Annotated in this window: 20 protein-coding genes; 13 read left to right on the top strand and 7 right to left on the bottom strand. The window is 72.2% G+C overall.

The genetic code is table 11. From position 1 onward, the window contains the following. The first annotated feature begins 288 nt into the window (after positions 1 to 288). Together FB457_RS09010 and FB457_RS09015 are read left to right on the top strand one after the other, a co-directional pair. Complete coding sequence (locus tag FB457_RS09010; RefSeq protein ID WP_145781438.1) at positions 289 to 1,635, top strand: helix-turn-helix domain-containing protein; 1,347 nt, start codon at positions 289 to 291, stop codon at positions 1,633 to 1,635. A gap of 54 nt (positions 1,636 to 1,689) precedes the next feature. Next, complete coding sequence (locus FB457_RS09015; RefSeq protein WP_047018700.1) at positions 1,690 to 2,721, top strand: NHL repeat-containing protein; 1,032 nt, start codon at positions 1,690 to 1,692, stop codon at positions 2,719 to 2,721. 184 nt (positions 2,722 to 2,905) lie between these two features. Here the strand turns inward: FB457_RS09015 and FB457_RS09020 are convergent, their stop codons facing one another. The 6 genes from FB457_RS09020 to FB457_RS09040 form a co-directional block, all read right to left on the bottom strand. Beyond that, on the bottom strand, positions 2,906 to 3,661 hold the full coding sequence (locus FB457_RS09020) for a sirohydrochlorin chelatase (RefSeq protein ID WP_047018699.1): 756 nt from the start codon (positions 3,659 to 3,661) through the stop codon (positions 2,906 to 2,908). 52 nt (positions 3,662 to 3,713) lie between these two features. After that, positions 3,714 to 4,427 carry a phosphoadenylyl-sulfate reductase gene (locus FB457_RS09025; protein WP_047018698.1) on the bottom strand — a complete coding sequence of 238 codons (714 nt, stop codon included), beginning with the start codon at positions 4,425 to 4,427 and terminating at the stop codon, positions 3,714 to 3,716. Continuing rightward, on the bottom strand, positions 4,424 to 4,621 hold the full coding sequence (locus tag FB457_RS36000; protein ID WP_078898490.1) for a hypothetical protein: 198 nt from the start codon (positions 4,619 to 4,621) through the stop codon (positions 4,424 to 4,426). The genes FB457_RS09025 and FB457_RS36000 overlap by 4 nt, the downstream gene beginning before the upstream one ends. Beyond that, entirely contained in the window at positions 4,618 to 6,312 is a 1,695-nt protein-coding gene (locus FB457_RS09035) for a nitrite/sulfite reductase (RefSeq protein WP_047018697.1), read from the bottom strand. Before FB457_RS09035 ends, FB457_RS36000 begins: the two co-directional genes overlap by 4 nt. Before the next feature lie 167 nt (positions 6,313 to 6,479). Then, a complete protein-coding gene (locus FB457_RS36005) occupies positions 6,480 to 6,755 on the bottom strand; it encodes a putative leader peptide (protein WP_486588963.1) in 276 nt (91 codons plus the stop codon). Continuing rightward, positions 6,658 to 7,218, bottom strand: a complete 561-nt coding sequence (locus FB457_RS09040; protein ID WP_047018696.1) for a GNAT family N-acetyltransferase — start codon at positions 7,216 to 7,218, stop codon at positions 6,658 to 6,660. Before FB457_RS09040 ends, FB457_RS36005 begins: the two co-directional genes overlap by 98 nt. Before the next feature lie 328 nt (positions 7,219 to 7,546). Between FB457_RS09040 and FB457_RS09045 the strand changes: the two genes are divergently transcribed. The 10 genes from FB457_RS09045 to FB457_RS09085 all read left to right on the top strand — a co-directional run bounded on the left by FB457_RS09045 (position 7,547) and on the right by FB457_RS09085 (position 17,785). Further along, entirely contained in the window at positions 7,547 to 8,428 is an 882-nt protein-coding gene (locus FB457_RS09045; RefSeq protein ID WP_047018695.1) for an ABC transporter permease, read from the top strand. Between the two features lie 80 nt (positions 8,429 to 8,508). Beyond that, a complete protein-coding gene (locus FB457_RS09050; protein ID WP_145781440.1) occupies positions 8,509 to 9,531 on the top strand; it encodes an ABC transporter substrate-binding protein in 1,023 nt (340 codons plus the stop codon). Between the two features lie 3 nt (positions 9,532 to 9,534). Further along, positions 9,535 to 10,344, top strand: a complete 810-nt coding sequence (locus FB457_RS09055; RefSeq protein ID WP_047018693.1) for an ABC transporter ATP-binding protein — start codon at positions 9,535 to 9,537, stop codon at positions 10,342 to 10,344. Between the two features lie 141 nt (positions 10,345 to 10,485). After that, a complete protein-coding gene (locus tag FB457_RS35165) occupies positions 10,486 to 10,623 on the top strand; it encodes a hypothetical protein (RefSeq protein WP_186461950.1) in 138 nt (45 codons plus the stop codon). Then, positions 10,623 to 11,015, top strand: a complete 393-nt coding sequence (locus tag FB457_RS09060) for a rhodanese-like domain-containing protein (protein WP_047020477.1) — start codon at positions 10,623 to 10,625, stop codon at positions 11,013 to 11,015. The genes FB457_RS35165 and FB457_RS09060 overlap by 1 nt, the downstream gene beginning before the upstream one ends. Positions 11,016 to 11,199: 184 nt before the next feature. Next, entirely contained in the window at positions 11,200 to 12,318 is a 1,119-nt protein-coding gene (locus FB457_RS09065) for an ABC transporter substrate-binding protein (RefSeq protein ID WP_047018692.1), read from the top strand. 33 nt (positions 12,319 to 12,351) lie between these two features. Continuing rightward, entirely contained in the window at positions 12,352 to 13,155 is an 804-nt protein-coding gene (locus FB457_RS09070) for an ABC transporter ATP-binding protein (protein ID WP_145781441.1), read from the top strand. Then, entirely contained in the window at positions 13,142 to 14,074 is a 933-nt protein-coding gene (locus FB457_RS09075) for an ABC transporter permease (RefSeq protein ID WP_047018690.1), read from the top strand. Before FB457_RS09070 ends, FB457_RS09075 begins: the two co-directional genes overlap by 14 nt. A 250-nt stretch (positions 14,075 to 14,324) precedes the next feature. Further along, positions 14,325 to 16,619: an MMPL family transporter gene (locus FB457_RS09080; protein ID WP_047018689.1), complete on the top strand. Its 2,295-nt coding sequence runs from the start codon at positions 14,325 to 14,327 to the stop codon at positions 16,617 to 16,619. Beyond that, positions 16,616 to 17,785 (top strand): alpha-hydroxy-acid oxidizing protein, encoded by a 1,170-nt coding sequence (locus tag FB457_RS09085; RefSeq protein WP_047018688.1) that lies wholly within the window; start codon positions 16,616 to 16,618, stop codon positions 17,783 to 17,785. The genes FB457_RS09080 and FB457_RS09085 overlap by 4 nt, the downstream gene beginning before the upstream one ends. Here the strand turns inward: FB457_RS09085 and FB457_RS09090 are convergent. Continuing rightward, positions 17,712 to 18,635 (bottom strand): bile acid:sodium symporter family protein, encoded by a 924-nt coding sequence (locus FB457_RS09090; RefSeq protein ID WP_047020476.1) that lies wholly within the window; start codon positions 18,633 to 18,635, stop codon positions 17,712 to 17,714. The two genes, FB457_RS09085 and FB457_RS09090, sit on opposite strands and share 74 nt — an antisense overlap. 97 nt (positions 18,636 to 18,732) lie before the next feature. On the opposite strand from FB457_RS09090, the gene FB457_RS09095 reads away from it, so the two are divergent. Further along, a complete protein-coding gene (locus tag FB457_RS09095) occupies positions 18,733 to 19,353 on the top strand; it encodes a LysE family translocator (RefSeq protein ID WP_047018687.1) in 621 nt (206 codons plus the stop codon). Positions 19,354 to 19,412: the final 59 nt, after the last annotated feature.

Here is a 19,412-nt window from a genome sequence, read left to right on the forward strand (position 1 = left end):
CGGTTGCGGCAGGGCACGCGACAGCGGAAGGTCCCTCCCGCAGGGCGGGGAGGTGACCTTCCGCTGTGTCAGGGCGTCGGAAAGCGGTGCCGCGCCGACTCGGCACCCCCTCCGCTCGTCAACCCGGCCCCTACTCAACTCCGCGCGCACGCGCGCACGCAAAGGTTGCACACCGTTGCAGCGTGCTGTGGCGACATGACCGGTTTGGTCCAAGAGGTGGGCGGAGGGGCGGTGGCGCGTGCACCATTGACCCGGACCGGCTGAACGGACGGGCCAGCGGGGAGTGTTGTGCCGGAAAGTGCGGATGCGGGCGGCAGCGGGCGGGGGCACCGGCAGCGGAGCCGGGCGCGTGGCCCGCGGACCGCCTGGGGACGGGCGCTGACGGGCGGCGCCGCGGGCGGCCGTACGGGCGGCGCGCGGGCCGCCGAGGCGTACGCGGTCTCCGTGCCGGAACTGCGGCCGGCCGCCCACGTGCCACGCGAGCTGATCGGCGACTCGTGGCGCCGCGCGGAGGAGCGCGGCCTGGACCGCGAGGACGGCCGCCCCCGGCGGGTGGGCGTCGCGGAGCTGGAGTGGCGGCGGCGTACGGCGGGCGTCGGTGTCCTGCGCGAGGTGCTGTGCGACGGGCTGATCCCGGCCGGGGAGAGCGTGCCCGAGCACGTCGTCGTGGTCGCCGACGCCGACGGCGTGGTGCTGTGGCGGGAGGGCGAGCGCGCGATGCTCAAGGCGGTGAGCCGCATCGGCCTCGCGGAGGGCGCGAGTTGGAGCGAGGACTCCGCGGGCACCAACGGCATCGGCACCGCGCTGGCGACCGGCCGCCCCGTCGGCGTCTACGGCGACGAGCACTTCCTCCGCAACTGCCACCGGTGGAGCTGCGCCGCCGCGCCGCTCACCGACCCGCGCGACGGGCGGCTGCTCGGCGTGGTCAACGTCACGGGACCCGCACGCACGATGCCGACGATCTCGCTGGCGTTCGTCACCGCCGTCGGCCGGGTCGCGGAGGGCGAGTTGCGCGACCGGCACTGGACGGCGATGGGGCGGCTGCGGGCCGTCGCGGCGCCCGTGCTCGCCGGCATCGGCGGCCGGGTGCTGGCCGTCGACGAGCACGGCTGGGCGGCGGCGGCCACCGGGATGGCGCCGCCGGAGCGGGTGGCGCTGCCGAAGTCGCCTGCGGCGGGCGCGTGCGTGCTGCCGGGGCTCGGGCGGTGTGCGCTGGAGCCGCTGCCGGGCGGCGGATGGCTGGTACGGGTGGAGCCGGAGGGGTCCGCGGCCCCGCCGACGCGGGTGGTGCTGGACCTGACCCGGCCGGCGTCGCCGAGCCTGATGGTGCTGGGCGGCGCGGGGCGGTGGTCGCGGCAGGTGAGCCCGCGGCACGCGGAGTTGCTGTATCTGCTGGCGGTGCACCGCGACGGGTTCAGCTCCACGGCGCTGGCCGACGCGCTCTTCGGCGACCCGGGGCGTACCGTGACCGTACGGGCGGAGCTGTCCCGGCTGCGCCGGAAGCTGGGCGGGCTGCTGGCGCACCGGCCGTATCGTTTCTCCGACGAACTCGACGTCCAGCTCCTGCTCCCCAGCCGCCCCGACGACCTGCTCCCCCGGTCCACGGCCCCCGCGGTGCTGGCCGCGCGCCGCTGAGTTCGCCCGCGCGGGCTATGATCGCCCGCCCACGCGTCTGCAGGGGAGGAAGCGATGCCCGTCGCGCCCGCGACCAGTGACACCGTCTACGAACCCGTCCCCCTCTGGGCGAAGATCCCGCACGGGATCTGGCTCAGGGAAGCGACCTCGGTGGCCGTCGACTCGGCCGACCGCGTCTACGTCTTCAACCGCGGCAACATGCCGGTGCTCGTCTTCGACCCGGATGGCAACGTTGTCGACATGTGGGGCAACGACACCCCGTACCTCGGCACCGAGCTGTACGAGGACCCGTACGGCAACGTCCAGCCGCGCTGGCGCGGCTGCCGCTTCACCCGGCCGCACGCGGTCACCGTCGACCACGAGGACCACCTCTGGCTCGTCGACGACGTCGGCAACACGATCACCAAGACCGACCGCACCGGCACCACCCTGCTGACCCTCGGCACCGGCGAGCCCAGCGGCTTCCAGAGCGGCGAGCCCTTCAACCGCCCCACGGACGTGGCGATATGCCCGCGCACCGGCGACGTCTTCGTCACCGACGGCTACGGCAACTCCCGCGTCCACCACTACGACGCCACCGGCCGCCACCTCGCCTCCTGGGGCACCCCCGGCACCGACCCGGGCAGCTTCAGCCTCCCGCACGCGCTGACGCTCGCGGACGCCGCCGACGGCGACGGCACCGTGGTCGTCTGCGACCGCGAGAACCACCGCGTCCAGGTCTTCTCCCGCACCGGCGACTTCCGCACCACCTGGCACGCCCACAAGGCGGTCGCGGTCTGCGCCACGGGAACGGGTCCCGGCACCCGCCTCTACGTGGCGGAACAGGGCCCGCCCCCGATCCAGCACGGCGTCCCCGGCATCGGCCACAAGATCCGCGTCTTCGACGCCGCGGGCCACGAGATCACCCGCTTCGGCGCGGACCTCCCCGGGGAGTCCCCGGCGAGCTTCAACTGGCTGCACAGCATCGCGGTCGACTCGGCGGGTGACGTCTACGCGGCGGAGGTCTCGTACGTCGAGGTCGGCAGCAAACTGACCCCGCCCCGCGAGCTGATCAGCCTCCGCAAGTGGCGCCGGGTGCCGGGCTGACCCGGGGCGCTAGCGCGCGGCCTTGAGCCTATCGGCGAACCGGTGCGGAGAAGCTCGTACTCCGCAGGCAGGCGGACTCTCCGCACCCGCCACTGACAAGCCGCTCCGCAGAGGCACGGCGTGCCTCCCGGACCGGCCCCGACGCCCGCCTTGCGGCCCCGTACCGGCGGGCGGTGCTCCGGCGTTACGCGGAGAGCGGCAGGGGCTGCGTCGCGCACGCCTCGTCGTAGCGCCGTGCGAGCAGCAGCGCCAGTTCCGGCGCCGCCCCCAGCACCGGCGCGAGCACGTCCGCCCGCGCCTCGGTGGCGCCCCGCACGATGCGGTCCGGCAGGAAGCCCGGGGCGATGACGTAAGGCGCCACCGCCACCCGCTCGGCGCCGTCCGCGCGCAGCGCGCGGACGGCGTCGGCCGTACGGGGTGGTGCCGCGGAGGCGAACGCGGGCCGCACGGCGCACCATCCGGCGGTACGCCGCCACTCCCCCGCGGTCTCGGCGACGCTCGCGATCGCCTCCGGGTCGGAGGAGCCCGCCGCGGCCAGCACGACGCCCGTGCGGGCCCGCTCCGCGGGCAGGTGCAGCCCCGCCGCCGCCATCCGGCGGTCCAGCGCCGCCGTCAGCAGCGCGTCCGGGCCGAGCACGCCGCCCTGCACGACGCGCAGCCGCGGCAGCGCGGCCCGTACCTCGTCCAGGACGACGGGGATGTCGGACTTGGCGTGGAAGGCGCGGGCCAGCAGCAGCGGCAGCGCCACGACGTCACGTACGCCCTCGTCGTACAGCCGCCGCAGCGCCCGCGGCACCCGCGGGGCGCAGTGGTCCAGGTAGCAGGTCTCCACCCGCGCGTGCGGCCGCGCCGCCGCCACCCGCGCCGCGAGCGCGGCGACGGTGGCTGCGTGCCGCGGGTCGCGGCTGCCGTGGGCGACGATCAGCAGTACGGGATGCATGGCTCGCAACGCTAGGACGGTCCGGTTGGGGCTCGGTTGGGTCGCGGCGGAATCAGACGTTGATGCCGCACTCGGTCTTGGCGAAGCCCGCCCAGCGGCCGGCGCGGGCGTCCTCGCCGGGGGCGACGCGGCGGGTGCAGGGCGCGCAGCCGATGGAGGGGTAGCCGTCGGCCAGCAGCGGGTTGGTCAGCACGCCGTGCTCGGCGACGTACGCCTGCACGTCCTCCTCGGTCCAGCGGGCGATCGGCGAGACCTTCACCTTGCGCCGCTTGGCGTCCCAGCCGACGACCGGGGTGTTCGCCCGCGTCGGCGACTCGTCGCGGCGCAGGCCCGTGGCCCAGGCGTCGTACGCGGCCAGGCCGTCCTCCAGCGGCTGCATCTTGCGCAGCGCGCAGCACAGGTCGGGGTTGCGCTCGTACAGCCGCGGGCCGTACTCGGCGTCCTGCTCCGCGACCGTCAGCCGGGGCGTGAGCGAGACGACGTTCACGTCCATGACGGCGGCGACCGCGTCGCGGGTGCCGATGGTCTCGGGGAAGTGGTAGCCGGTGTCGAGGAAGAGGACGTCCACGCCCGGCATCGCACGGGACGCCAGATGGGCGACGACCATGTCCTGCATGGACGAGGTGACACAGAAGCGCTTGCCGAACGTGTCCGCGGCCCAGCGCAGGATCTCCAGCGCCGGGGCGTCCTCCAGTTCGCGGCCGGCCTGCTCGGCAAGCGCCGCGGTATCGGCGGTATCGGTATCCGCGTCATCGATGACCGTCATCGGTTGTGGTTCCCTCCATCGCTGTCGGGACGCAGGCCGTCGGCCAGCAGCCCGAGGAACGAGAGCTTGAAAGCGCGATTGCAGGCCCTGCACTCCCACGCTGTGCCTTCTCCGCGGGAGGTCCCCTCTTCGGACGGGCGCAGGTCCTCGTCGCCGCAGTACGGGCAGTAGAACGGCGCCGCCCGCCCGCTCACTTGAGGTCCTCCTCGCCGGCCCGCGCGGCCCACTGGGCGAACCGCTCGCCCTCCTCGCGCCCGGCGGTGTAGCGGGTGAGCACGCGCTCGACGTACTCGGGGAGCTGCGCGGCCGTGACCTTCAGGCCGCGTACCTTGCGGCCGAAGCCCGGGTCCATGCCGAGGCTGCCGCCGAGGTGGACCTGGTAGCCCTCGACCTGCCGGCCGTCCTCGTCGGTGACGAGCTGCCCCTTGAGACCGATGTCCGCCACCTGGATACGGGCGCAGGAGTTGGGGCAGCCGTTGAGGTTGATGGTGATCGGCTCGTCGAAACCGGGCAGCCGCCGCTCCAGCTCGTCGACGAGCGAGGCGCCGCGGGCCTTGGTCTCGACGATCGCCAGCTTGCAGAACTCGATGCCGGTGCAGGCCATCGTGCCGCGCCGGAACGGCGACGGTTCGACCTGGAGGTCCAGCGCCGCCAGCGCCTCGCGCAGCGGCTCGACCCGGTCCTCCTCGACGTCGAGGATGAGCATCTTCTGTTCCACGGTGGTACGCAGCCGGTCGGAGCCGTGTTCCGCCGCCAGCTCGGCGATCTTCGTCAGGGTGCCGCCGTCGACCCGGCCGACCCGGGCGGCGAAGCCCAGGTAGTAGCGGCCGTCGTGCTGCCGGTGCACCCCGATGTGGTCGCGCCAGCGCTCGGCGGGCGCCGCGGGCGGCGGGCCGTCGGGGAGCGTGCGCAGCAGGTACTCGTCCTGGAGCACCTGGCGGAACCTCGAAGGGCCCCAGTCCGCGAGCAGGTACTTCAGCCGGGCCCGGTTGCGCAGGCGGCGGTAGCCGTAGTCGCGGAAGATGGCGACGACGCCCTCGAAGACGTCCGGTACGTCCTCCAGCGACGCCCAGGCGCCGATCCGTACCCCCAGCTTGGGATTGGTCGACAGGCCGCCGCCGACCCAGACGTCGAAGCCCGGACCCAGCTCCGGGTGCTCGACGCCGACGAAGGCGACGTCGTTGATCTCGTGCACGATGTCGAGCTGCCGCGAGCCGGAGATCGCGCCCTTGAACTTCCGGGGCAGGTTCGAGTACGCCGGATTGCCCACCACGCGCCGCTGGATCTCCTCCAGCGCCGGGGTGCCGTCGATGATCTCGTCCGCCGCGATGCCGGCGACCGGGGAGCCGAGGACGACGCGCGGGACGTCGCCGCACGCCTCGGTGGTGGAGAGCCCCACGGACTCCAGCCGGCGCCAGATCTCGGGGACGTCCTCGATCCGGATCCAGTGGAGCTGGATGTTCTGCCGGTCGGTGAGGTCCGCGGTGCCGCGGGCGAACTCCTGCGAGATCTCGCCGATCGTCCGCAACTGGGTCACCGTCAGCCGGCCGCCGTCGACGCGGACGCGGAGCATGAAGTGCTCGTCGTCCAGCTCGTGGGGCTCCAGGACCGCCGTCTTGCCGCCGTCGATACCGGGCTTGCGCTGGGTGTACAGCCCCCACCACCGCATCCGGCCGCGCAGGTCTGCGGGGTCGATGGAGTCGAAGCCACGCTTGGAGTAGATCGTCTCAATGCGTGTCCGCACATTGAGACCGTCGTCGTCCTTCTTGATCTGCTCGTTGCCGTTGAGCGGCGTGAAGTGGCCGGCGGCCCACTGGCCTTCGCCGCGGTGGCGGCCCGCCTTGCGGCGACCGGCCGCCGTGGGGCGCGAGGAGGAGTTAGCCATGACAGGGGTGTCCTTAAGGCAAGCGGAGGAGCCGGCCCTGGGCGCGTACGACCCTGATGACCTGCGCAAACGGTTCTCCGGCAGGGCGGCTGTACAAGGGCGCGCGCGGGCGTCCGCGACGGTGGGGACGGCTGGGCGGCGGCGGGAGGTCGGCGGTGCTGTGACTTTCAGCCCGCCGGACAGATGGCGCTGGACATACGGCCGAGATCGACGTGACGCCGACTCACCAGGGCGACTCCAGCTCGATCCATGGAGAGAGCGTGGCATGGGGTGCCGCGGATCGTCCACAGTAATCCGCCATACGGACAGTCCGGTCTTGCCATGTGGACACTGGGATGTGAGCGCCTATTTCTGCGGTCCGCCGGCAGCCCTGTCCTCGGTGCGTACGCCGAAGACCCGGAAGCCCCGGCGCCGGTAGTTGTCGAGGGCGTACGGGCCGTCATCGCTGCAGGTGTGCACCCACACCCGGCGCGTGGGCGACCGCCCGGGCCACCGCTCCGCCAGGTCCCAGGCGCGGGCCGTGCCGACGGAGAGCAGGTGCCCGCCGACGCGCCGGCCGCGGAACGCGGGCAGCAGCCCGAAGTACGTGATCTCGACCACCCCGTCGGACTGCCCCTCCAACTCCAGGTAGCCGGCGGGCGTCCCGCGCTCGTACGCCACCCACGTCTCGGTCCCCGGCTGCTCGACGAAGGCGCGCCAGCGCTCCTCGTCCCACACCAGCCGGTCCGTCCACGACACGTCGGCGCCGACGGCCCCGTAGAGATAACGGCTGAAACCCGGGGAGGGGACAGCGGCGCGTACGACGGTCAGCTCGCCGGCCGCGACGGTCGCCGGCGCGGCCGCCGGGGTGAGATCGTCCGCGGCGGTCTGCTCCAGTGACCAGGTGGTGAGGGCGCTGCTCTCCATGGAGGAATCAGACCACGGCGCACGGTGCCTTGCGGAGCCGGGTGCGGTGCAGGAATCTGCCTCACGACCCCTTGCCCGCGGGTGGGCGCCGCCCGTAGCTTATGGCAAGCGCTTTCTGTGGCCTTGGCCACTGTCGTAGCACCGCACCTGGCACCACTCGGCACCACCTGGCACCACCCTCACTGCACGACCGCAGGACGACCTTCGGAACAGGCCGCCACGGTCACCGCCCGGAAGCCACCCGGGCCGGTGCCGGGAGCCGTTCCACCGTCCGCAAGAACCGCACCGGCGACGGCCACGTGTTCAACCTCGATTGGATGCATCTCGAGTGACAACGGCACAGGACGACATCAAGGCGCCCGCCGCCGTCCCGACCGCTCCCGAGCGGACGGGGCGGCGCGGAGCGCGCTTCGGCAACCAGCTCGCCGCCTTCGGCTCCGCCGTGTGGCGGCCCCTCATCGTGCTCGCCGTGATCGGCCTCGTCTGGTGGTTCGTCACCGCGCGGGAGATGGTCGAGCGCTACCTCGTCCCCACCCCCGGCTCGGTCTTCGAGGTCATGTGGGAAGACCGCTCGATGCTGGCGGAGCACACCTACGTGACGCTGTACGAGACGGTCATCGGCTTCCTGCTGGCGGCGCTCATCGGCATCGCCTCGGCCGTGCTCATCGTCTACTCCAAGACCGCCGAGCGCTCCCTCTACCCGATCATCCTCTTCGCCCAGGTCATCCCGAAGATCGCCATCGCGCCGATCCTCATCGTGTGGTTCGGTACCGGGCTCTCCCCGAAGATCATCCTGGCGGTGCTCATCGCCTTCTTCCCCGTCGTCGTCTCCGGCGTCGCCGGGCTGCGCGACACCGACCCCGAACTGCTGGACCTCTCCGCGACGATGGGCGCCAGCCGGTGGAGCGTCTTCGTCAAGGTGCGCTTCCCCGGCGCGCTGCCGCAGCTCATGGCGGGGCTGAAGGTCGCGGTGACGCTCGCGGTGGTCGGCGCCGTCGTCGGCGAGTTCGTCGGCGCCAGCGAAGGGCTCGGCTACATCCTGCTGCTCGCCAGCGGCAACCTGAACTCCGCGCTGCTCTTCGCGGACCTGATCCTCATGTCGGCGATCGGCGTGGTGCTGTTCGTCGTCATCGAGGTGGCCGAGTCCCTCCTCATCCCGTGGCACGCCAGCCGCCGCGAGGGCTCCAGCGTGACCATGGCGACGACCTGAGCGGGGCCCCTGCCGGCCCGTGCGCGTCCATGGCACCGCAGCCCGTATCCCGCAGTAGGACCACCCAGGAAGGCAACGACATGAAACGCACCGCGGCGACACTCACCCTGCTGAGCGCGCTGCTCGCCGCCGCCGGCTGCGCCCCCGACACGTCGGACGACGACGGCGGCGACTCAGGCGGCGACGGCAACGGCAACGGCAAGAAGGTCACGCTGACGCTCAACTGGGTGCCGTACGGGGAGCACGCCGCCTTCTACTACGGCGTGGAGAAGGGCTTCTACGCCGACGAGGGCATCGACCTGGAGATCAAGCCCGGCAACGGCTCCGGGGCCACCATCCAGCAGGTCGCGCAGAACAAGACCGACTTCGGCTGGGCCGACACCCCGCCGCTGATGGCCGGCATCGGCGAGGGCATGGGGGTCAAGAGCCTCGGGGTCTACCTCCAGAAGGGCCCCTCCTCCGTGCAGTTCGTCTCCGACGAGAACATCAAGGAGCCGGCCGACCTGGAGGGCAAGACCGTCGCGGGCACGCCGGGCGACGCGATGTACGCCACCTTCCCCGGCTGGCTGGAGGCCAACGACGTCGACCCGTCGAAGGTCAAGGTCGTCAACGTCCAGCCCGCGGACAAGATCTCGCAGCTCGCCGCCGGCAAGGTCGACGCCATCATGGGCTTCTTCCACGACCAGGGCCCGACGATCGAGAACACCACCGGCGAGACGGTCGACTACATCCTCTTCTCCGACTTCGGCATGAACGTCCTCGGCACCGGCATCGTCGCCTCCGACAAGATGCTGGCCGACGACCCGGAGCTGGCCAAGGCGTTCGTCCGGGCCACGACGAAGTCCTGGCAGGAGGTCGAGGCCAATCAGGAAGAGGCCGTGAAGATCATGTCCGAGGCCGCGACCGAGCCGCCGCCGGACAACGTGCTCGCCAACCAGCTCAAGGACACCCTGCCGTTGCTGCAGGGCGACGGCGGCGGTATCGGCGTCAACTCCGAGGAGTCGTGGCAGGAGACCATCGACCTGCTGTCGGACGGCGGGATGCTGAAGGAGGCCAAGAAGCCCGCCGACTACTGGGACGCGTCGTACGCCGCTAAGGGGTGAGCAGTGCCGCAGCTCGAAGAGAAGAAGACCGCCGCGACCGACGCGGCGGCGTCCGCAAGCATCGACATCCGCGAGGTGACGTGCACCTTCACGACGAAGCGCAGTCGCACCACGGCGGTCGACGGGGTCTCGATGCGGATCGAGCCCGGTGAGTTCGTCTCCATCCTCGGCCCTTCGGGCTGCGGCAAGTCGACCCTGCTGAAGATGATCGCCGGCCTGGTGCTGCCGACGACGGGCCAGGTCAGCCTCCTGGGCCGGCAGGTGACCGGACCGCAGCGCAACATCGGCTTCGCCTTCCAGCGGGCCGCGCTGCTGCAGTGGCGCGGGGCGCGGAAGAACATCCTGCTCCAGGCCGAGATGCGCGGCATGGACAAGCAGACCGCGGCCCGCCGGGCCGACGAGCTGATCGAGCTGACGGGCCTGAAGGGCTTCGAGGAGGCCCTGCCGCACGAGCTGTCCGGCGGCATGCAGCAGCGCGTCGCCCTGTGCCGCGCGCTGCTGCACGAGCCGCCGGTGCTGCTGCTCGACGAGCCGTTCGGCGCGCTCGACGCGCTGACGCGGGAGCATCTGAACGTCGAGCTGAACCGCATCTGGCGGGAGACGGGCACGACCATCGTGCTGGTCACCCACTCCATCTCGGAGGCCGTCTACCTCGGCACCCGGGTCGAGGTGATGAGCGCCCGCCCGGGCCGGATCATCGAGACGATGCCGGTGGACCTGCCGCCGGCCCGGGACTACGGGAAGGTCATGTCGGCGCCGGAGTTCGAGACCCTGGCGGCCCGCATCCGCGGCCTCCTGGGCGGCGCCCACTAGCCCGCCACCGGTACGCCGCCGCCCGGGGCCCGCGCATCACGGAGCCCCGGGCGGCGGCGTATGCGCGCCCGCGGCAGATGCAACACACGCTTCCTATCGTTTCGGAGCCCGCCCCCGTACGAACCCCGGAACGAGGTCTCCATGTCCACCCCGCCGACGCTCTCCCCCACCCCGCCCGCCGTCGCGCCCGGCGCACCCGCCGCCCCGGCGCCCCCGCGCTCGCCGAAGCGGCCCGGCGGCGGGCTGCGCCCGGTCCGTACCGACCCGGTGACCGACTGATGGCCGCCGGGACCCCCGGGATCGACGCCGCGCTCGCCGCCGTACGCGCCACGCTGGACCGCCTCACCCCCCGGCAGGCGTACGCCGCCCTCGCCGAAGGCGCCGTCCTCGTGGACACCCGGCCCGAGTTCCAGCGGCGCGCCTCCGGCACCGTGCCGGGGGCCCTGCCGGTGGAGCGCAACCACCTGGAGTGGCGCTGCGAGCCGGCCGGCGGCGCTTCGGTGGCCGAGGCCACCGGCACGGGGGTGCACTGGATCGTCATGTGTGACGGGGGATACGCCTCGTCGCCGGCCGCCGCCTCGCTCAGATCCCTCGGGCTGACCCGGGCGACCGATCTGATCGGCGGCTTCCAGGCGTGGCGGGCGGCCGGGCTGCCGGTCACGCTCCCGTAACACCTCACCCGCACAAAGGCGTACAGAGGTGCACGAAACCCTGACCCGCATGCCGGGCGATTCGTCCACGCCTCAAGAACCCCCTTGACCGAGCCGCCTCGACGGGCTTATCCCTACTAAGTCAATAGGAATACTCGGAAAGACGATGTGGAATCCCGGATCACCCCGAGAGGATGACCCTCCCGTGTCTGCACCACGCCGCCGCCGCGCGGCCATACGCCTGCTCGCCGGTACCGCCGCCCTTCCCCTGCTCGCCCTCACCGCCTGCGGTTACGGCTCCGACAACGACGGCAAGGGCGACGACGCGGCCCCCGCCGCCCAGGGCGAGAAGATCGGCGGTCTCGACGAGATCAACATCGGCTTCTTCGGCAACGTGACCCACGCGACCCCCCTGGTCGGCCTCGGCGACGACGGCCTGATCACCGAGGAGCTGGGCGGCACCGCCGTCAAGCGGCAGATTTTCAACGCGGGACCGTCCGCCATCGAGGCGCTCAACGCCGGCTCCGTCGACATGACCTGGATCGGCCCCTCCCCCGCCATCAACGGCTACACCCAGGCGGACGGCCGCAACCTGCGCATCGTCGCGGGCGCCACCTCCGGCGGCGCCTCGCTGGTCGTCAACCCCGACAAGATCAAGACCCTGGACGACCTGGAGGGCAAGCGGATCGCCACGCCGCAGATCGGCAACACCCAGGACGTGGCCCTCCTCAACTACCTCGCCGGCGAGGGCCTGGAGGTCGAGCCGGAGTCCGGCAAGGGCGACGTGCTCGTCATCCGCCAGGACAACAAGGAGATCCCGACCACCTTCCAGCAGGGCGGCCTCGACGGCGCCTGGGTGCCGGAGCCCACCGCCTCCAACCTGGTCGCCAAGGGCGGCGAGGTGCTGCTGAACGAGAAGGAGCTGTGGGACGACGGCACGTTCGTCACCACCCACCTGATCGTCTCGCAGACGTTCCTCAAGGACCACCCCGACGTGGTCGAGGCCGTCGTGCGCGGTTCTGTGAAGACCAACGCCTGGATCAAGGAGAACCCGGACGAGGCCAAGACCCTGGTCAACGAGGGGATCGAGGAGTACTCGGGCAAGCCACTGCCCGACGACGTGCTCGACCGCGCCTTCGGCGACATCGAGGTCACCGACGACCCGCTCGCCTCCACCCTCGGCGACCAGGCCGACCACAGCGTCAGGTCGGGCCTCCTCGACGAGGCGAGGACCGACGGCATCTACGACCTGTCCATCCTCAACAAGGTGCTCAAGAGCGAGGGCCGGCCCGCGGTCGACGACGCCGGCCTCGGCGTCGAGTAGCTCTGCCCGCCTCACCTCCGGGAGGTGCAAGAGATGTCCACCGCCATCACCGACGACGCCCCGGCCGGCTCCGCGCAGGCCGGGGACGGGCCCGCGGCCCGCATCACGCACGTGTCCAAGACGTTCGGGCGCCCGGGGGCTCGGCTCCTGGTGCTCGACGACGTCACCGTCGACGTCGCGCCGGGCGAGTTCGTCACGCTGCTCGGCGCGTCGGGATGCGGCAAGTCCACCCTGCTCAACCTGGTCGCCGGCCTGGACGCGCCGACCGCCGGGACCATCGAGATACCCGGCGGCCAGCGTCCGGCGCTGATGTTCCAGGAGCACGCCCTCTTCCCATGGCTGACCGCGGGCAAGAACGTCGAGCTGGCGCTGAGGATGCGCGGGCTCGGCAAGGCCGAGCGCCGCACCGAGGCGGAGCGCCTGCTCGAACTCGTCCGGCTGGGCGGCGCGTACGGCAAGCGGGTGCACGAGCTGTCCGGCGGCATGCGCCAGCGCGTCGCGCTGGCCCGCTCGCTCGCGCAGGACAGCAAGCTGCTGCTGATGGACGAGCCGTTCGCCGCGCTCGACGCCATCACTCGCGACGTCCTGCACGACGAGCTGACCCGCATCTGGGCGGAGACGAAGGTCTCCGTGCTCTTCGTCACCCACAACGTGCGCGAGGCCGTCAAGCTCGCCGAGCGCGTGATCCTCATGTCCTCCCGCCCCGGGCGCATCGCCCGGGAGTGGACCATCGACATCCCGCAGCCGCGCCGGATCGAGGACACCGAGGTGGCCAACCTCTCACTGGAGATCACGGAAGAGCTGCGAGAGGAGATCCGCCGCCATGGCAAGCACTGACACCACCGGCAGCACCGGCACGTCCGGCGCGAAGTCCGGGGCGAAGTCCGGTGAGGACTCCGCCGCCCGCCTCGCCGGGCTCGAAGCGGGCCTCGACGCCCTCGACACCAGGACCGCTTCACGTACCCCGCTGCGCCAGGTGCTGCTGCAGAAGGTGCTGCCGCCGATCATCGCGGTCGCCCTCGTCGTGGCCGTCTGGCAGTTGCTGTACGTGCTGGAGGTCAAGCCCGACTACCAGCTGCCGGGCCCCGGCCAGGTCTGGGACGCGCTCGCCGACCAATGGTACGAGGGCACGCTCTTCGACGTCATCTGGACGAGCCTCTCCCGCGGCGTGCTCGGCTTCCTCATCGCCATCGCCATCGGCACCCCGCTCGGCCTGATCGTCGCCAAGGTGCCGTTCGTCCGCGCCGCGATCGGCCCGGTCCTCACCGGGTTGCAGTCCCTGCCGTCGGTGGCCTGGGTGCCGGCCGCGATCATCTGGTTCGGCCTCACCCCGTCGATGATCTACGCGGTGGTGCTGCTCGGCGCCGTCCCGTCGATCGCCAACGGGCTGGTCGCCGGCATCGGCCAGATCCCGCCGCTGTATCTCCGCGCCGGCCAGGTCATCGGCGCCGCCGGGCTGCACGGCGTACGGCACGTGCTGCTGCCGGCGGCGCTGCCCGGCTATCTGGCCGGGCTCAAGCAGGGCTGGGCGTTCTCCTGGCGGTCGCTGATGGCCGCCGAGATCATCGCCACCTCCCCCGACCTCGGGGTGGGCCTGGGTCAGTTGCTGGAGACCGGCCGCGGCTACCAGGACATGGCGATCGTGCTCAACGCGATCCTGCTGATCCTCATCGTCGGCGTCGCCATCGAGCTGCTGGTGTTCGGCCCGCTGGAGCGCCGGGTGCTGCGCAACAGGGGGCTGCTCGTGGCGCGCTGACGCGAGCCGGCTCCCCTGAGAACCCGCCGGGGACCGTTCCGGGCCTGAAATCCGGGCCCGGAACGGTCCCCGGCGTGATGCGTGTAAGGGACATGACTCCTTCGGGGTGGGGTTATCCCCCCTTCTTTCGGTGGAGCTGAGCACCATCGGGTTCACCAGCCAGCACGATGGGGTCCGCACCCGGCCTTCTCTAGCGTCGTATCGGCAGGTGGGGGCAGTGTGCCGCCGCCGCGCACGAGGGAGAAGGACGATGGGGGCACCGAGGGCGCCGAGGCACACGAAGCGGCGCCAGGGCGTCGCCGCGGCCGTCGGCGGCTGGAGCGTCACCCACCGCTGGGCCGCGGTGGGTATCTGGGTGTTGTTCGTGGTGCTGGCGACGGTCGCCGGCTCCGCGGCGGGGCGGGCGGAGGTCAGCGACAGCGAGGAGGTCCCGGGCGAGACCGGGCGGTCCGCGAAGATCCTGGAAGACGCGGGCGTGGACGAGCCGGTCGGGGAGAGCGTGCTCGTCCAGTCGCGGCAGGGCGGGCCGAAGGCGTCGGCGAGCGAGTTCCGCACCGCCGTCGAGGACGTCGTGCGGGCCGTCGAGGGCACCGGCGAGGTGACGGACGTCGTCTCGCCGTACGAGAGCGACACGATCTCCGCGGACGGGCGCTCGGCGCTGGTCCAGTTCCGGATGAAGGGCGACCCGGAGACCGCGGCGGACCGGGTGGAGCCGGTGACCGACGCGGTCGCGGAGGTCCAGGACGCACACGGGCCGCGGGGCCTGCTGATCGAGGAGATCGGCGGCGCCAGCATGGAGAAGACCTTCGACGACGCCTTCGGCGAGGACTTCAAGAAGGCGGAGTACTCGGCGGTGCCGATCGCGTTCGGCATCCTGCTCATCGTCTTCGGCGCCTTCGTGGCCGCGCTGCTGCCGATGGTGCTGGCGATCACCGCGATCGTGGCCACGATGGGCCTGATGGGCGTGGTCAGCCACGTGCAGCCGATGAGCGACGTCGCCGACTCGGTGATGCTGCTGGTGGGGCTCGCCGTCGGCGTCGACTACTGCCTCTTCTACCTGCGCCGCGAGCGCGAGGAGCGGGCCAGGGGCCGGGACGCGCGGACCGCGCTGGAGATCGCCGCCGCCACCTCCGGGCGGGCGGTGCTGGTCTCCGGCATCACGGTCATCGTCGCGATGTGCGGCATGCTCTTCACCGGCCTCGCCGACTTCGCGGCGATGGGCGTCGCGTCGCTGATGGTGGTCGCGGTGGCCATGGTCGGCTCGGTGACCGTGCTGCCGGCGATGCTGTCGCTGCTCGGCGAGCGGGTCGAGAAGGGCCGGGTGCCGTTCCTGGCGCGGCTCAAGCGCGGCAGGACCAACGCCGGCGGCGAGAGCCGGGTGTGGCGGGCCGTGCTGACGCGCGTGCTGCGCCGGCCGAAGGCCGCGGTGATCGTGGCCACCGGCGCGCTCGCGGCGATCGCCCTGCCGGCGGTGGGCATGAACACCGCGAACCTCACGCTGGACCAGGAGTTCGGCGACTCGCTGCCGATCGTGCAGACCTACGACCGGATCAACGAGGCGTTCCCCGGCGGCTCCGACCCCGCCGAGGTGGTCGTCAGGGCCGACGACATCAACGCGCCCGAGGTCCGCGAGGCCATCGTCGACTTCGAGGAACAGGCGCTGGACACGGGCGCCTCCAAGGGCCCGATCGACATCCAGGTCTACGACGAGAAGAACGTCGCCATCATCGAGGTGCCCCTCGTCGGCGGCTCCGACCAGGACAAGGCGGAGAAGAGCCTCGCGCTGCTGCGCGACGAGATCCGGCCGGTGACGCTGGAGGCGGTGGACGGCGTGGAGGCGCCGGTCGGCGGCCAGGTCGCGGGGAGCAAGGACTTCAACGACCAGCTCGTCGGCGCGGTGGTGCCGGTCTTCCTCTTCGTGGTGGCCTTCGCCTTCCTGCTGATGCTGATGGCCTTCAGGTCGCTGACGATCGCCGTCACCTCGATCCTGCTCAACCTGCTGTCGGTGGGCGCCGCGTACGGCGTGCTGACGATGGTCTTCCAGCACGGCTGGGGCGCGGGCCTGGTCGGTGCCGAGGGGGTCGGGGCGATCGTCGCCTGGCTGCCGCTCTTCCTCTTCGTCATCCTCTTCGGGCTGAGCATGGACTACCACGTGTTCGTGGTCTCGCGGATCAAGGAGGCGCGGGCGCAGGGGCGGAGCACCGCGGACGCCATCTCGCACGGGGTGATCACCACCGCGGGCGTGGTGACCAGCGCGGCCGTCATCATGGTCGCGGTGTTCTCGATCTTCGGCACGCTGTCGATGCAGTCCATGAAGCAGATGGGCGTCGGCCTGGCGACCGCCGTGCTGATCGACGCGACGATCATCCGCGGCGTGCTGCTGCCGGCGGTGATGGCGCTGCTCGGCGAGCGCAACTGGTACTTCCCGAAGGCGCTGCGCCGGCTGCCCGACCTGGAGCACGCCGAGCCGCAGCCGGTACCGATGGGTAGCGTTCCGCCGCCGGTTCCCGCAGACTCTCCGTTGGCCGAAGGGAGCCGCCGATGAACCTGCCGTTCGGCAACTACCAGAACGAGATCTATCTGAACGGGCTGGCGGATGAGCTGCCGCCGTTCACCACCGACCTCACCGCGCTGGAGCAGTCCGCGCGCGAGCGGCTGGCGGACGGTCCGTTCTGGTACGTCGCGGGCGCGGCCGGCTCGGGCGCCACCGCCCGGGCCAACCGGTCGGCGTTCGACCGGGTCCGCCTCGTCCCGCGCATGCTGACCGGCGCCACCGAGCGGAGCCCGGCCACCACCGTGCTGGGCACCGCGCTCCCCGCGCCCGTACTGCTGGCGCCCGTCGGGGTGCAGTCGATCGTGCACCCCGACGGCGAACTGGCCACGGCCCGCGCCGCCGCCGCCCTCGGCCTCCCGATGGTGATGTCCACGGCCTCCTCGTACACCATCGAGGAGGTCGCCGAGGCGAGCGGCGCGGGCCCGCGCTGGTACCAGCTCTACTGGCCGAACGACGACGAGGTGTGCGTCAGCATCCTGGCGCGCGCCCGCGCCGCGGGCTTCACCGCGCTCGTCGTCACCCTCGACACCTGGACGCTGGCCTGGCGCCCGCGCGATCTCGACGCCGCCTACCTGCCGTTCATCCGCGGCGTCGGCACCGCCGTCGCCTTCTCCGACCCGGCGTTCCGCGCAGGGCTCGAGAAGCCGCCGGAGGAGGACCTGGGCGCGGCGGTGCTGCGCTGGGTGCCGATGTTCACCGGCAAGGACCGGACGTGGGACCGGCTGCCCTTCCTGCGGGAGCACTGGGACGGGCCGATCCTGCTGAAGGGCGTCCAGCACCCGGACGACGCCCGCCGGGCCGCGGACGCGGGCATGGACGGCGTCGTCGTCTCCAACCACGGCGGCCGGCAGGTCGACGGCGCGGTCGCGTCGCTCGACGTGCTGCCGGAGGTCGCCGCGGCGGTCGGCGACCGGGTCGAGGTGCTCTTCGACTCGGGCGTACGGACCGGGGCCGACGTGCTCAAGGCCCTGGCGCTGGGCGCGCGTGCGGTGCTGTACGGCAGGCCGTACGCGTACGGCCTCGCGCACGGCGGCGAGGCGGGCGTCACGCACGTGCTGCGCAGCCTGCTCGCCGACCTCGACCTCACCCTGGGGCTGTCCGGTCACCGCTCGGTGCGCGAGCTGGGCCCCGGCGACGTGCGGCGGCTTCCGGACTGATGGCCCGCAGCGCGTAGCCCACGGCGGTGGCGGCGACGTAGCTGAGGACGGCGTACACGGCGCCCGGCATGGCCATCGCGGTGCTGTCCAGCAGGGTGGGGCTGATCGCGATGGTCATGGCCAGGCCCACGTTGTGCATGCCGATCTCGAAGCAGCACGCCACGGCCTGCGGGTGCGCGGCGCGCACCAGCCGGGTGGCGCCGTAGCCGACGGCCAGCGAGACCAGCGTGAAGAGGAACGTGATCGGCCCGAGGTCCACGAACGAGTCGGTGATGCGGTCCCGTTCCGCCCAGGCCACGCCGACGATCACCAGGAAGAGCCCGAACAGGGACGCCACCCGCACCGGCCGGTCGATGCGCTCCCTCACCCGCGGGGCGCGGGTCCTGGTGACCATGCCGAGCCCGACGGGGATCAGCACGATCGCGAAGACCTGGAGGATCTTGTCGTAGTTGAGCCCGAGGGAGTCGCGGCCGACGTCGAAGTACTCCAGCGAGAAGTTGACGATCAGCGGCAGGGAGAAGAGCGAGAGCGCCGAATTGACGGCGGTGAGCGTGATGTTGAGGGCCACGTCGCCGCCGAAGAGCCGGCTGTAGTAGTTGGCGACGGCCCCGCCGGGCGACGCGGCGAGCAGCATCATCCCCACCGCGTACGCGGGCGCCAGGTCGAAGGCCAGCACCAGCCCGAAGCAGGCGGCGGGCAGGAGAAGGACCTGGCAGAGCAGCGCGACGGCGACGGCCCGGGGGTGGTGCTTCACCCGCCGGAAGTCGGCGAGCGTGAGGCCCAGCCCGAGGCCGTACATGATGACGGCGAGGACGACGGGCATCATGACGGTCGTTACCGGGGAGTTCACGCGCACCAGCCTGCCGGGGCGCGCGGCGCGCTGTCCATGCCGGAGAGGTCTCGTTAATTCGATGGCGCCTCCGCTTGCGTCCGGCCCAGGATGGCGCATGCTCACGACACTCCTCGCCTTCCTCGGGGCCTGCTCGCTGATCGCCGCGACGCCGGGACCCAGCACGGTCCTGATCATCCGCAACTCGATGCACAGCCGCCGCGCCGGGATGATGACCGTCCTGGGCAACGAAACGGGGGTCTTCCTGTGGGGCACGGTCGCCGCGTTCGGGCTCACCGCGCTGCTGGCGGCGTCGCAGATGGCTTACGACGTGATGCGCTGGGTCGGCGCGGCGGTGCTGATCTGGTTCGGGGTGCAGGCGCTGCGCGCGGCGCGGCGGGGGACGGTGGCGGAGTTCGCGGACCGGGCGGGGCCCGAGGTCACGTCGTGGCGGGCGTACCGCTCGGGGCTGCTGCTGAACCTGGCGAATCCGAAGGTGGGCATCTTCGCGATGTCGTTCCTGCCGCAGTTCGTGCCCGCGTCGGCGCCGCAGTTGGCGACGACGGTCGTGTTCGCGGCGCTGTGGGCGGTGTACGAGGTCGGCTGGTACGCGGTGTACGTGTGGTTCGTGGGGCGGCTGAAGGGGCTGCTGTCGCGGGCGGGCGTGCGCAAGCGGCTGGAGCAGGTGTCCGGCACGGTGCTGGTGGCGCTGGGGATCCGGCTGGCCGTGGAGCACTGAGCGGCGCGCGGCGGCGCGTTGGCGGGTGGGCGCATGGGGGCGCGGGAGGCGCACGGGAC

Source organism: Streptomyces sp. CNZ287 (assembly GCF_007827615.1).